The organism is Ruthenibacterium lactatiformans, from assembly GCF_000949455.1.
In the GTDB taxonomy this organism is placed as follows: Bacteria; Bacillota; Clostridia; order Oscillospirales; family Ruminococcaceae; genus Ruthenibacterium; species Ruthenibacterium lactatiformans.
The window spans coordinates 288,264-300,856 of the sequence record NZ_JXXK01000001.1; the positions used below are offsets into that span (position 1 = coordinate 288,264).

Sequence of the window (12,593 nt, forward strand, 5' to 3'; positions counted from 1 at the left end):
TTGACACCCAAAAAATCACTGAGTAGAATGACATTACTGGCTGGTTAGCTGACTCTAATCACAGCAATTCTATCACGATTTTGTGCGTAGGTCAATGAGGCTTCTGCCAGCAAATAATAAATAGGAGGACGTTGAAAATGTCTAATTCACAACAAATGAAAAAAGGGCTGTCTGTGCGTGATTTGATTACCACCGGCATCCTTGCTGCTTTGTACATGGTATGCGCCATGATTGGCGAGGCTATCTTTGGGTTCTTCCCTGTACTGACTTTCCTTTGCCCGCTGTCTATTGCGCTGCTGTGCGGCCCGGTTTATATGCTGATACTGGCGAAGGTGCCGAAGCATGGCCCAATCATTGTCACCGGTATTTTGGTAGGAGGTGTACTGTTCGTACTCGGTATGTACTGGTCTATGTGTTTGGCATATTGTATTCTCGGCGTTGTGGCCGATCTGCTGGCCGGTTCCGGGAACTTTAGAAACAAAGGGCGTAACCTGTTGTCCTACATGATTTTTGTTCTCAGCCCAGTTTTCTCCTACGGTATGCTTTGGTTTGACCGCGACGCCTATGTGCAATATTTGGTAGAAAAGGGAACAGAACAGACCTATATGGACACAATGGTTTCAACCGCGCAAAACTGGATGCTCCCGGCAATGATTATCGGCGTGTTGATCTGTGCTGCTATCAGCGGTCTTGTAGGCCAGAAACTATTGAAAAAGCATTTTGAAAAGGCCGGAGTAGTGTAATGGAGATGCAACTGCAAACAAAAGACACACTTGCCACATTACATTTAGACCCTCGCACAAAACTATATCTGTTGATCGTCGGAAATGTTGCGTTGTTCCTTGCGCCCTCTTTACTCTATGAGATTGCGCTGGTTGTATGCGTTGTGATTCTCGGCATCCTTGTAGGAGCAAAGCGGTTTACGGTAAGAATGGCTGCTGTCTATGCGGGAATGGTTGTTCTGCATATCATTGGAACAAATTATTTGACAGGGACTTTGCAGATTGCGATTGTAACATTTACCGTATTTATCCGTAAAATCTTTCCTTGTGCCATGCTCGGAGGTATTTTAGTCAGCACGACAAGGGTAAATGAATTTATGGCGGCCATGAACCGTATTCATATGCCAAAAGCAATGGTTATTCCTCTGACGGTCATGCTCCGCTATTTTCCTATGGTGCATGAGGATTGGGGCTATATCAGCGACGCCATGCGGATGCGCGATGTAGCTCCAACCGTCAAAAGTCTGCTGACCCATCCGGCCCGAACAGTGGAATGTATCTATGTTCCGATGATGATGTCAGCACTGAAAGTGGCGGATGAATTGTCGGCGGCGGCTGTTACAAGGGGGCTGGAAAATCCGAAGCCCCGAACCTGCTTGCAGGAAATCCACTTTAGTGTTGCGGATGCCGTATGCTTTATCCTGTTCACTTTGTTTATGTCAGTGTCAATCTGGCTGAAATTGAAAGGGGGTGCAGGCTAATGATCCGTTTTGACAAGGTTTCTTTTACCTATCAGGAATCATTACAAAATGGCGGACTGCGCGATGTTGATTTGACAATCAACAAAGGCGAGTGTGTGCTGTTGTGTGGGCGAAGCGGCTGTGGGAAGACCACATTGACCCGTCTTGTGAATGGCCTGATTCCATACTTTTATCCGGGAGAAGTCACCGGAACAACCTATGTTGACGGTAAAAATATACAGGATTATCCCATATATGAAGTGTCCGAGTATGTGGGGTCTGTATTCCAAAATCCACGCTCTCAATTTTTTAATGTAGATACAGACAGTGAAATCTCCTTTGGAATGGAAAATCTGACTTATCCAAGGGAAAAAATGAAAGAACGCATTTCAAAGACAGTTGCGGATTTAGATATAGCACATCTGACGGGGAGAAGCATATTTGAATTGTCTGGCGGTGAAAAACAAAAGGTGGCGTTTGCGTCCATCTATGCTATGTCTCCGAGTATTTACTTGTTAGATGAACCATCGTCCAATCTGGATATGGATGCTATTGAGGATTTGCGGCGTACACTTGAACTCCTAAAGAAACAAGGCAAGACCATTCTAATTGCAGAACATAGGATTTATTATCTGAGGGAATTAGTTGACCGCATTGCGTATATGGAAAACGGGGCTATATCTGCTGTGTTTTCTCCAAGCCAGTTTCTTTCTATTCCTGAAGAACAGCGGCATAGTATGGGACTTCGCGCTTTAGATTTGTCAAAGGTACAGCCAAGGGCCTTTGCTGAAAATTCTCAAAAGCCGATTTTGGAAGTCAGGAACTTATCCTTGTTCTATAAGAAAAAACTGGTTCTGGACGATTTGAATTTGAGTGCGGCACCGGGAGAAATCATAGGAATTATCGGCCATAACGGAGCCGGGAAATCTACATTTTCCAGAACACTATGCGGCCTGCACACAAACTGTACGGGACAAATTCTTTGGGATGGTAAAGAACTGAACGCAAAGAGCCGGTTAAAACGCTCCTATATGGTGATGCAGGACGTAAGCTATCAGTTATTTGCCGATACATTGGAAAAGGAATGTGTATTTGGAATTAAGCATCCTGATCTGGATGCAGCAAAACAGGCAATGGAACGGCTGGGTATTTATGAGTACCGTACTCATCATCCCAATACACTTTCCGGGGGGCAGAAGCAGCGTGCAGCCGTGGCGGTCAGTATGGTATGCCGTAAGGATGTTTTAATTTTTGATGAACCAACTAGCGGACTTGATTATGACAGCATGATTCAGGTTGCGGGGTTATTTCAAACGCTTTCCAAAATGGGAAAGGTAATTTTTGTTGTAACCCATGATTACGAATTTTTAGCGGCAGCCTGTACAAGAGTGATTCATTTAGATAACGGAAAACAGCAGGAAGATTACCCACTTTCCCCCGACAATCTGCATCGACTACATGATTTTTTCTTGCGGTCAGAAAGGAGGCAGAACCTTGAGGAGAATGGAAAATGACCTCCTGTTCTTCCATGAGCTGATTGGTAACTGTTCCGTTGAAAAGGATTCAAAGATATATACAATTTCTCCCAAATTTGGGAAAGGCACCATGCAGAGCTTTGAAGTGATGCCTGGTGCTGAAATTGTTTATAGCAATGTTCATATCACAACTCCAATTCAAAAAAATATCCAATGTATAGATCGTTTTATTGAAGTCACCTATTGCTTTCATGGGCGAGTGAATATGCTGTTCAGCGACCAGCCGGAGATGATTATGAGCGACCATTATATTTCTGTTTTCAATGGTGCAAGCCACCTGAAAAGCTGTGATTTTGGAGAAGAACCTTTTGTTGGTGTTTCAGTGGTGGCTTATCTGCCGCAGATCATAAACAGCCTGAATATCATGCTGGGGACAATCGCGTTTGACGAGGACATGGATTTTCAAGGACTTTTTACAGCGGGCGGATGCTTTATAGCACCCGCAACAAAAAGTGTGGAGCATATTTTTACCGAACTGCTCTTGCTGCCGGAACAGTACCGCAATTACCTTATGCGTATTAAAGTCATGGAACTATTGCTATACCTGGTTGGCAAAATGGAGTATCGGACAGATTTTGGAATTTCACTATTCCGCAAGGAGGAGATGAATTGTAATGAGTGATGTAAAAGCCCTGTTTGGACTAATTGATAAGAGAAATAAGCGCCGCCTGATTGGTGCGGTGATCTGTTGCGTCCTGTCTGTTTTGTGCGGCATCCTGCCCTATTTAGGCGTTTGGGGTATTGTGACCTGTTTCCTGGATGAACGGACAGAGAACCTTTTTCAATATGTGTGCCTGATTGCCGCAGCAATCATTTTGAAACATCTGCTGTTTGGAACCGGCACAAAAATCTCTCACAAGGTAGCCTACCAGACATTGGGGGAAACCCGTAAAAAGCTGTTCCGTAAAATTGCCCGCTTACCAATGGGCTATGTGAAAACAACGGCATCCGGGCAGGTCAAAACGATCATTATGGACAATATGGAACAGTTGGAGACATTTTACGCCCATAACATTCCAGAGATTATTTCCGGCCTCGCTGTACCGCTGTGTATGGAAATCCTGCTGGTGATATTGGACATCAGGGTAGCCGGTATCATGCTGATTCCGGTCGTTCTGTTTATTCTTGTCGGTATTCTTATGATTATCGTTCAGATGAAAAAAATGGACGAATTTAATCAGGCGTTTGCCGATGTCAGCGTTAAGACGGTGGAATATGTCAACGGTATGAAAGAACTGAAGATATTTGCTGCCGACGAATCCACTTATGGCCGCCTGTCAGAAAGCATCCGCACTTACAGCACCGTTGTAACAGAGTGGTTCCAAAGCTGCTTGAAATATGTTGCTTTCAATCATACCGACTTAAACAGCAACCTTGTGTTCCTGTTTCCGCTTGCCGGTTTGATGTACCTCTCCGGCAGCGTGACAGCGGCCAGCTATATTATGTATCTGTTTATGGGGCTTGCCATGCTGATTCCGTTGGAAACTGTTTCTAATAACTTTGATTATATCGGCATGAACGCCTCTGTTGCAAAAAAGATAGACGAAATTCTGAAGCTGGATGAAATGGCGGATACGACCTCAAAGGCAGAACTTGCCGACCACACGATTGCGTTTGAACACGTTACATTTTCCTATGGGGAAGAACAGCCGGTATTAAAAGATGTCTCATTTACTGTTCCTGACGGAAAAGTAACGGCGCTCGCCGGTGTTTCCGGCAGCGGCAAAAGTACAGCGGCCAGCCTGATCTGCCGGTTTTGGGATATAACCGAGGGACAGATTTGTATGGGCGGCGTACCGCTGAACCAGATTCCGCTATCCGATCTGATGTCCCAGATTTCCTTTGTGACCCAGAATACGTTCCTGTTCAAAAAGAGCATCCGGGATAACATTATGATGGGAAACCCAGAGGCCACGGAGGAAGAAATGATGCAGGCAGCCAAGGATGCCGTATGTCACGACTTTATTATGCGGCTTCCAAAGGGCTATGACACAGTGATAGACAAGGAAACCAAGTTGAGCGGCGGTGAAAAACAGAGAATCACATTGGCAAGGGCGATTCTGAAAAATGCGCCGGTCGTGATTCTTGACGAGGCAACGGCTTACATTGATGCCGACAATGAAGATTTACTGCAAAAGGCGCTAGCTAAATTATCAGAGGGAAAAACCGTACTTGTAATAGCGCACCGTCTTTCCAGTATCAAGGAAGCTGATTCGATTGTGGTTCTGGAACAGGGCAAAGTGATTGACTGCGGCACACATGATGAATTGATAAACCGTTGCTCCCCGTATCAGGATATGTGGGCGGCCTTTGAACAATCCGATCAATGGAAAATGGGAGGTGTAAACGCATGATTGCTATGATAAGGAAATTCTTAGACCTTGCAGGCGAGCGCAAAAAGCAGCTTTATCTTGCGTGGCTGTTTCAGGCGTTGACCTCAATTTGTGAGGGCGCGATATATTTCATGCTGTTCCTTGCGATAAAAGATATTTTGGGCGGCTCGTTTACAAAGGAAAAACTGATGCAGTATAGCCTTATGTTTCTGGTCTATACTGTCCTGCATTTTGTTTTTTATTACTTTACGATTGCAAAACAGCGCCCGGTATCTTATGCCATGATGCGGGATGAACGTCTTTCGATTGCGGCGAAAATCAAACAGTTTCCGCTCTACTACTTTACAAAAGACAAGATCAGCCAGCTTACATCTTTGTTTACAACTGATTTAAGTTTCGTGGAAATGAATATCATGGAGATTATTGCCGGTTTCGTTTCCAGCATGATCATGACGGTTGTATTTGCTCTGATGCTGCTTAGTGTGGACTGGCGTATGGCGCTTCTTCTGTTTGCGGGGATCATCCCCGGCTATATCCTCTACCAGCAGTTTCAAAAGAGCATGGTTCAACTGGGAGAGCAGAAGAAAAATACGCAGGTGGCAATGATTGATTCCACGCTGGAATATGTACAGGGCATGGAAACGATCAAGGCATACCGGCTGGAGCAATCTGGTAAGCTCGTGGAGAAGCAGGTGAACGGATATTGCACGGCTTCTGACCGTTATGAAGCGACGCTGACGAATTGGAGCATGGGTTATAAAATCTGCCTGAATCTGGGCCTGTTTTTGAGTTTGGGTGTTGGCATTGCAATGGTTCGTTCTGGTTCATTAGCCCCGGCAACCTATTTGTTTTTTGCAATCATGGGTATTATTTTTTACCGTCCGCTGGAAGCTCTGATGGGTTCCTTTGCCATGATGAATCTTGCAAACGCATCGTTGGATAATATAGCAGAAATCAACAACCTGCCGACCGAAAATGAAAAACAGGGAACTACACAGTTTGCAGATACACAAGCCGATGTACGGTTTGAAAATGTATCGTTTAGCTATGATGGAAAGCGTGACGCAGTTAGTCATGTAAGTTTTTCAGCTAAACCCGGAACGATCACTGCATTGGTGGGTCCTTCTGGAAGCGGCAAATCCACTCTCCTTAATTTAATTCCGGGATTCGTGACGCCGAAAAACGGGCGGATTCTGTTGAATGGGAAAGATGCGGCAACATTAAAGCATAGTGATCTGGTGCGTCATGTGAGTGTCGTTTTTCAGGAAGTATATCTTTTTCAGGATACCATGATGAATAATATCCGAATGGGAAACCAGAGCGCAACGGACGAGCAGGTGGTAGAGGCGGCAAAAAAGGCTCACTGTCACGAATTTATAGAAAAGCTCCCACAGGGCTATCAAACGGTTATCAGCGAGGGCGGCGCAAGCCTTTCCGGTGGAGAGCGTCAGCGCGTCGCTATTGCGAGGGCAATTTTGAAAGATTCCCCGATCATTCTTTTAGATGAGGCGCTGTCCAGTCTGGATGCCGAAAATGCCGTAGCAATACAGAAGGGCATAGAAGAAATGATTAAGGGCAAGACGGTGTTCCTTGTATCACACACTTTGTCCTATATCCAAAATTCAGATCAGATACTTGTCCTATCTGACGGCATATTGCAAGGCTGTGGGAAACATGAAGAACTGTTGCAGACCGTGCCGCTTTATCAAACTATGTGGGAAAAAGAGAAATCTATTAAAAACTGGAAGCTGGCATAATGAGCAGCAAGAACAAACTTCATGCGTCCGGGGAGGACTACCTGGAAACCATCCTTGTTCTCCAAAAGAAACGCGGTATGGTACGCTCCGTAGATGTGGCCCGGCACATGGAGGTGTCAAAGCCCAGCGTGTGCCATGCAGTGGCTATCTTGCGGGACGGCGGCTTTCTCACTATGGACGAAGATCACTTTCTCCATCTGACCGATGTGGGCCGCGAGGTAGCCGAAAAAATCTACGAGCGTCACTGCTTCTTTACCGAGCAGCTTATCGCCGCAGGCGTTGACCCCAGGACTGCGGAGGCTGACGCCTGCCGGATTGAACACATCATCAGCGATGAGAGCTTTTCACGGCTGAAAGAGGCAGCCGAACAGGAACAAACCTAAACCAAATAAGACAAGCGATCCTGCCCCGCAAGACGGGGAAAGAAAAAAACCGTTGCAGGGCAGGCAGCTTCGTGCGCCCATAATGGATTTTCCGGGTACTGCGGCGGTTTTGAGTAACATCAAGGCCGCCGTTCCTTATGCCCTCAACAAAGGAGTGACGACTACACGCTGACACGGCGGCTTTAGGAGGGAACCGCCATGAAGCACATTGACCGCCGACAAATTCAGACGATATTTCACTACCGTCAAAAAAAGCCCAGTCAACGAACAGGCCCCGTCTGGTAGCCGGTGCGAAAATTGTCATTCTGTAAGTGAATATTGGAGTTTTTGCGCTCGAATAGCTTTTTGCTGTCCGGGCGCTTTTTTGTCCCTATGGAGCCGGAACATCGGGCCAGCATGGCCCGAACCCTGGCCCCAGTGCCGCGCCCCGCCGCCTCATTCAGATTTACCCAAAAAATCTGAATGGAGGAAAGGCAGATGGAAGTTACCATCAATTATAACGGACAAGCTGTAGCCGTGGAGGTTACGCTGGAAGTCTATGAATTTCTTGACCGGGCCGATCATAAAACGGAGAACCTCTTCCATGAACAGCGGCGGCATTGGGATGGCCGGGAGTTTGACGAGTACATCATTACCACCGAGGGTGTAGGGGTCTACGGCGAAACGCCGGAGGAATACCTTTGCCGCATGGAAACGCTGCATGAGCTGATGGCTGTTCTGGACACCTGTACCGAGGCCCAGCGCCGCCGGTTCCTGCTCTATGCGCTTGACGGGCTGAGCCTTGCAGAGATCGGTGTACTGTGCGGCTGCTCCAAAGTGGCTGTTTATCAAAGTGTGGAGGCGGTCAGAAAAAAATTTATAAATTTCTTTGAGAACAGGCTTAACGAATGACCTGTTTTCTGGCTACCAAGTGAAAGGGATCATTTCCCTTATCTCAGCGAGGGGCGGACAGCGGACGAGCTGTCCGCCTCTCCGATTTTCAGGAGGTAAGCCTATGAAAACAATCAATCTGCGGTGGATGTATCCCCACTACCGGCATGACGAGTTTGTGGATGTTACGGACGAAGTATGGGCAGCGATGTATCAGGCCAAGCGGGAGATGGAGAACTATGAGCGTCGGAAAGTCTACCACCGCGCCTACTACTCTCTGGACGCATACAGCTGGCTGGAAAATTACGCACTGGAACACAGCAGATCGCCGGAAGATATTTTGCTGGAACGAGAAGAAATGACCACCCGCCTATACCTGATTGCAGCTCTGCCGGTGGCTCTGGCTCATGCCACTCCGACACAGGCCCGCCGTGTTCACGCCTACTACATTGCCGGTATCAAGCAGCCAGAAATCGCCCGGAGAGAGGGCATCCACAGCAGCAAGGTCAGCGTTGCCATCCGTCGAGGTCTGCGGAATATGCGCAGCTGCTATGATGACCTTTTTCAAACAGAGTGAGGGCGTGCCTATGCAGACCATCAATCTCAAACAATATTATCCATTTTGCAAAGAGGACATTTTTGTGGAGGTGTCCGATGAGATCGTCGAAGCGTTTCTTCTGGACAAGAGAGCCGAGGCCGCCAGAGATCGCAAGATGTTCCGGTATAAGGCGTTTTATTCCCTCGATTGTAACGATGGAATCGAAAATGCCGCCATCGGCTGGGCGCAGCCATCGCCGGAGGACTACCTGATAGAAAAAGAAGAATTAGCCGAATACGAAGAACTGATACGGCGATTGTACGAAGCCATTTCCTCCCTGCCGCCTATGCAGGCTCGCCGTGTCCACGCCCGCTATATGCTGGGTATGAAAGTGAAAGATATTGCCGCAATGGAGGGTATCACGCCATCACAGGCGGGAAAATCCATCCATGCCGCACTGCGGAGGCTGCGCCGGTACTTTGCTCGACAGAAATGGACGGTCAATCTATGAGTATTTTCAAAGAAAAGAGGTGCCTGACATGAACGAAAAAATTACAGCCCACCCCCAAAAAGAAGAACGGGAGAAAGTCCTGAAGGAGATTCGGCAGCTTGAAAACCGAAAGAAGATTTTGGAGAACAAGCAGCGGAACGAAGAACGCAGGGTTCGCACCCGCCGCCTGATTGAGCGCGGGGCCATTTTGGAGGGCATTTTCCCTCTGGCCCTCGACCTTCCCGGCGTAGAGGTCAAGGCGTTCCTGATTGCCCTGTCCCATCTTCCGGGGGCTGTGGAATTGACTGCAAACCTGCCAAAATCCGGGGACACGCCATAAGTCCCTTGTTTACAAGGGCGCACTTATACACCGTTGCCGGTGCTGTGCGCCCTGCCGGGGGCGTTGCGTACTTCGTCCGCGATGGGAAGCTACGCTCCCCAAACCCCTTGTGCGCTCTGCGCAGCCAGACACCCGCTTTGCGTTTGTCCGGCTCCACAGAGCCTGTTATTCCCTCATTGAAAGGAGGTGTTCCCCATAGATTTCTGTCATATCCCCGTCAGTATCATCAAGCGCAGCGCGGGCCGTTCTGCTGTTGCCGCAGCTGCTTACCGCAGCGGAACCAAGCTGACAAATGAATGGGACGGAATGACCCACGACTACACCCGGAAAGGCGGCATTGTCCATGCGGAGATCATGCTGCCTGCCCACGCGCCGCCGGAATTTGCAGACCGATCTATCCTCTGGAACAGCGTGGAGCAAATCGAGAAAACAAGGGACAGCCAGCTTGCCCGCGAGATCGAAGCAGCCCTGCCCCGTGAACTGTCCGGCGAACAGCAGCTTGCCCTTGTCCGGTCCTATGTGAAGGACAACTTTGTGGACAAGGGGATGTGCGCCGATTTTGCTATCCATGACAAGGGAACCGGCAACCCTCATGTCCATATCATGCTGACGCTCCGGCCTCTGAAAGAAAATGGACAGTGGGGCGCAAAGTGCCGCAAGGCATACGATCTGGACGAGAATGGACAGCGTATCCCGGATGGGAAAGGCGGCTGGAAAAATCATCGTGAGGATACAACCGATTGGAACGATAAAGGAAATGTGGAGATTTGGCGGGCAGCGTGGGCAGCCTACACCAACCGGGCGCTGGAATCTGCCGGTAGACCGGAGCGCATTGACCACCGCAGCTACAAGCGGCAGGGCATTGATAAAATCCCCTCTGTCCATCTGGGGCCAGCCGCCAGCCAAATGGAAAAGCGCGGCATCCGCACCGACAAGGGCGAAGTAAACCGGCAGATCGCCGCCGACAACAAGCTGCTGAAAGAAATCAAAGCCCGCATTACCCGTCTTTATCTCTGGTCGAAAGACGAAGCGGAAAAACCACAAACGCAGCAAAGCAGCTTGATCGCCTTGTGGAAAGCCCAGCAGCAGTTGAACGCTCCCCGCACCCGCACCGGCAAAATCCGGGCTTTGCAGGAAAGCGCTGCACTATTCAGCTTTTTGCAGGCAAACGGCATCCAGTCTATGCAGCAGCTTCATGAAAAAATCGCTGATATGAACAGCTGTTACTATGACCTGCGGGGAAAGATCGTCAAGGCTGAGCGCCGGATCGCCATTCTTACCGAACGCGGGGAGATGTGGGAACAGTACAACCAGTACAAGTCCATCCACAAGCAGCTTGCCAAAGTAAAGCCGGAAAAACGGGAACAGTTTGAACAGCGCCACAGCCGGGAACTGATTCTGTATGACGCAGCGGCCCGGTATCTGAAAGAACTGAAAGACAGCGGCGAGGCAATCACCCCGAAGGCATGGCAGTGGGAGATCGACCAGCTGACCGCCGGAAAGCAGACGGACACGCTTGCCATGAAATCCATGAGGGAGGATTTGAAAGCAGTGGAACGGCTCCGCAAAACCGCCGAGCAGCTGTCCCGACAGGAAAGGGACAAGTCTCACGACCGTGGACCGGAGCGGTAAAGGCTACCGCGTTTTGGCGTACCCCTGTCAAGTGCGTCGCGTTTCACGACATACCTTTGCATACAGAAAAACCGCCGTACAGGTTTCCCCATACGGCGGCAGACTGTTTATTTGCCGAACAAGTCGCTGTGTGTGCCGGTGCGGGCCAGCGTCAGCACCAGAACATCATCCTCTATGCGATAGACAAGCAGCCAGTCCGGGAGAATATGACATTCCCGATGGCCTGCCCAATCGCCGGACAGGTCATGGTCGCGGTTTTTATCCGGCAGCGGCTCGCCCATTGCCAGCAATGCTACGACCTGCTCCAGCAGCTCAATCTTCAAGCCACGCTTGATGGCTCGTTTGTAGTCCTTTTTGAAACTGGTCGTGTACTTGACGGTATATTTGGTTTCTTTCATCTTTTCAGGTCAGCAAACAACTCGTCAAGGTCATTGTAGCCCTTTACAGACGGGTCTTTTGCAATCCTTTCCGCTTCCAGCATGGCAGCAACCGTTTCTTTGTTCGGCTGTTCCAGCCTTACTTCAAAGGGAATGCCGCCTTCACGAAGCGACTGGCGCACAAAGATGTTAAACGCCGTAGTCAGGTTCATGCCAAGTTCAGTAAACAGTGCGTCCGCCTGTGCTTTCAAATCTGCGTCCATGCGGATACTGATGTTTGTGGTATTTCCAGCCATACGATCAACCCCTTTCTGCTGGCAATTATAGTATATGCCATTTGCACGAAGAAAACAATACTTTGCACGAATATTTAACAATAAATTCATTCAAGGAGGTTACCGGCTTTATGAAAGAAATCATTTATGAAGAACAATAAGTCTGCACCTATCCCCGTCATGGATTACCGCCAGTACCGCAGAGTGCGGAGGCTGGTGCATGAGTGCTGTAACTACATCGACGGAAACTGTATCGCCCTGGACGATGGGGAGGAATGTGTCTGTGTCCAGTCTATTTCCCACTCCCTGTTGTGCAGGTGGTTTCGGGCGGCGGTATTGCCGCAGGATAAGGAACTGGAAACGGCGCTGTTCCACCGGCTGAATGCGAAAAAGTGCGCCGTATGTAGGGCGCTGTTTACCCCCGGTTCCAACCGGGCCAAATACTGCCCGGAATGTGCCGCACGCATGAAGCGGATCAATGCCGCAAAGCGCAAGCGGAAACAACGGGAGAAATGTCACGCTTTAGGGGCTGAAAAACCCTTGTAAATCAAGGCTTTTTTCGGGGGTGTCAAAGGCAGGCTGATAGATTTATCCTCTGACC

Annotated in this window: 15 protein-coding genes; 13 read left to right on the plus strand and 2 right to left on the minus strand. The window is 48.8% G+C overall.

Annotated features, from left to right (window positions below; translation table 11 throughout):
• The first annotated feature begins 137 nt into the window (after nt 1–137).
• The 12 genes from TQ39_RS01350 (at nt 138) to mobQ (ending at nt 11,340) form a co-directional block, all read left to right on the plus strand.
• Nucleotides 138–743, plus strand: coding sequence for an MptD family putative ECF transporter S component (locus tag TQ39_RS01350; protein WP_015533385.1), 606 nt, complete (start codon nt 138–140; stop codon nt 741–743).
• Nucleotides 743–1,483, plus strand: a complete 741-nt coding sequence (locus TQ39_RS01355; RefSeq protein WP_050004278.1) for an energy-coupling factor transporter transmembrane component T — start codon at nt 743–745, stop codon at nt 1,481–1,483. Before TQ39_RS01350 ends, TQ39_RS01355 begins: the two co-directional genes overlap by 1 nt.
• Nucleotides 1,483–2,976, plus strand: coding sequence for an ABC transporter ATP-binding protein (locus tag TQ39_RS01360; protein ID WP_050004279.1), 1,494 nt, complete (start codon nt 1,483–1,485; stop codon nt 2,974–2,976). Before TQ39_RS01355 ends, TQ39_RS01360 begins: the two co-directional genes overlap by 1 nt.
• On the plus strand, nt 2,957–3,619 hold the full coding sequence (locus TQ39_RS01365; RefSeq protein WP_059004508.1) for a hypothetical protein: 663 nt from the start codon (nt 2,957–2,959) through the stop codon (nt 3,617–3,619). Before TQ39_RS01360 ends, TQ39_RS01365 begins: the two co-directional genes overlap by 20 nt.
• Nucleotides 3,612–5,351: an ABC transporter ATP-binding protein gene (locus TQ39_RS01370; RefSeq protein ID WP_050004281.1), complete on the plus strand. Its 1,740-nt coding sequence runs from the start codon at nt 3,612–3,614 to the stop codon at nt 5,349–5,351. Before TQ39_RS01365 ends, TQ39_RS01370 begins: the two co-directional genes overlap by 8 nt.
• Entirely contained in the window at nt 5,348–7,087 is a 1,740-nt protein-coding gene (locus tag TQ39_RS01375) for an ABC transporter ATP-binding protein (RefSeq protein ID WP_050004282.1), read from the plus strand. The genes TQ39_RS01370 and TQ39_RS01375 overlap by 4 nt, the downstream gene beginning before the upstream one ends.
• The gene (locus TQ39_RS01380; protein WP_024724761.1) at nt 7,087–7,470 is read left to right on the plus strand and encodes a metal-dependent transcriptional regulator; all 384 of its coding nucleotides are present in this window, start codon (nt 7,087–7,089) and stop codon (nt 7,468–7,470) included. Before TQ39_RS01375 ends, TQ39_RS01380 begins: the two co-directional genes overlap by 1 nt.
• Nucleotides 7,471–7,947: 477 nt before the next feature.
• Complete coding sequence (locus TQ39_RS01385; RefSeq protein ID WP_007860240.1) at nt 7,948–8,361, plus strand: RNA polymerase sigma factor; 414 nt, start codon at nt 7,948–7,950, stop codon at nt 8,359–8,361.
• Nucleotides 8,362–8,464: 103 nt separating this feature from the next.
• Nucleotides 8,465–8,917 (plus strand): RNA polymerase subunit sigma-24, encoded by a 453-nt coding sequence (locus TQ39_RS01390; RefSeq protein WP_050004283.1) that lies wholly within the window; start codon nt 8,465–8,467, stop codon nt 8,915–8,917.
• Nucleotides 8,918–8,927: 10 nt separating this feature from the next.
• A complete protein-coding gene (locus tag TQ39_RS01395) occupies nt 8,928–9,389 on the plus strand; it encodes an RNA polymerase sigma factor (RefSeq protein ID WP_009296689.1) in 462 nt (153 codons plus the stop codon).
• Nucleotides 9,390–9,417: 28 nt separating this feature from the next.
• Entirely contained in the window at nt 9,418–9,708 is a 291-nt protein-coding gene (locus TQ39_RS01400) for a DUF3847 domain-containing protein (protein WP_050004284.1), read from the plus strand.
• A gap of 186 nt (nt 9,709–9,894) precedes the next feature.
• Nucleotides 9,895–11,340: a MobQ family relaxase gene (gene mobQ / locus TQ39_RS01405; RefSeq protein WP_082052070.1), complete on the plus strand. Its 1,446-nt coding sequence runs from the start codon at nt 9,895–9,897 to the stop codon at nt 11,338–11,340.
• A 107-nt stretch (nt 11,341–11,447) separates the two neighbouring features.
• Here mobQ and TQ39_RS01410 read toward each other — a convergent pair whose 3' ends face one another.
• Both TQ39_RS01410 and TQ39_RS01415 read right to left on the minus strand, forming a co-directional pair.
• Nucleotides 11,448–11,738: a type II toxin-antitoxin system YafQ family toxin gene (locus TQ39_RS01410; protein ID WP_002596328.1), complete on the minus strand. Its 291-nt coding sequence runs from the start codon at nt 11,736–11,738 to the stop codon at nt 11,448–11,450.
• Nucleotides 11,735–12,013 (minus strand): type II toxin-antitoxin system RelB/DinJ family antitoxin, encoded by a 279-nt coding sequence (locus tag TQ39_RS01415; protein WP_005924829.1) that lies wholly within the window; start codon nt 12,011–12,013, stop codon nt 11,735–11,737. Before TQ39_RS01415 ends, TQ39_RS01410 begins: the two co-directional genes overlap by 4 nt.
• A gap of 126 nt (nt 12,014–12,139) precedes the next feature.
• Here TQ39_RS01415 and TQ39_RS01420 point away from each other — a divergent pair, with 126 nt between their 5' ends.
• Nucleotides 12,140–12,538, plus strand: coding sequence for a cysteine-rich VLP domain-containing protein (locus TQ39_RS01420; protein WP_050004285.1), 399 nt, complete (start codon nt 12,140–12,142; stop codon nt 12,536–12,538).
• Nucleotides 12,539–12,593 lie beyond the last annotated feature (55 nt).

Excerpts from the sequence above, each read along its gene's own strand:
- TQ39_RS01375 (WP_050004282.1), top strand. The coding sequence starts at position 5,348 with ATGATTGCTATGATAAGGAAATTCTTAGACCTTGCAGGCGAGCGCAAA.
- TQ39_RS01380 (WP_024724761.1), top strand. The coding sequence starts at position 7,087 with ATGAGCAGCAAGAACAAACTTCATGCGTCCGGGGAGGACTACCTGGAA.
- TQ39_RS01360 (WP_050004279.1), top strand. The coding sequence starts at position 1,483 with ATGATCCGTTTTGACAAGGTTTCTTTTACCTATCAGGAATCATTACAA.
- TQ39_RS01370 (WP_050004281.1), top strand. The coding sequence starts at position 3,612 with ATGAGTGATGTAAAAGCCCTGTTTGGACTAATTGATAAGAGAAATAAG.
- TQ39_RS01390 (WP_050004283.1), top strand. The coding sequence starts at position 8,465 with ATGAAAACAATCAATCTGCGGTGGATGTATCCCCACTACCGGCATGAC.
- TQ39_RS01410 (WP_002596328.1), bottom strand. The coding sequence starts at position 11,738 with ATGAAAGAAACCAAATATACCGTCAAGTACACGACCAGTTTCAAAAAG.
- TQ39_RS01395 (WP_009296689.1), top strand. The coding sequence starts at position 8,928 with ATGCAGACCATCAATCTCAAACAATATTATCCATTTTGCAAAGAGGAC.
- TQ39_RS01350 (WP_015533385.1), top strand. The coding sequence starts at position 138 with ATGTCTAATTCACAACAAATGAAAAAAGGGCTGTCTGTGCGTGATTTG.
- TQ39_RS01420 (WP_050004285.1), top strand. The coding sequence starts at position 12,140 with ATGAAGAACAATAAGTCTGCACCTATCCCCGTCATGGATTACCGCCAG.
- TQ39_RS01385 (WP_007860240.1), top strand. The coding sequence starts at position 7,948 with ATGGAAGTTACCATCAATTATAACGGACAAGCTGTAGCCGTGGAGGTT.
- TQ39_RS01355 (WP_050004278.1), top strand. The coding sequence starts at position 743 with ATGGAGATGCAACTGCAAACAAAAGACACACTTGCCACATTACATTTA.
- TQ39_RS01400 (WP_050004284.1), top strand. The coding sequence starts at position 9,418 with ATGAACGAAAAAATTACAGCCCACCCCCAAAAAGAAGAACGGGAGAAA.
- TQ39_RS01415 (WP_005924829.1), bottom strand. The coding sequence starts at position 12,013 with ATGGCTGGAAATACCACAAACATCAGTATCCGCATGGACGCAGATTTG.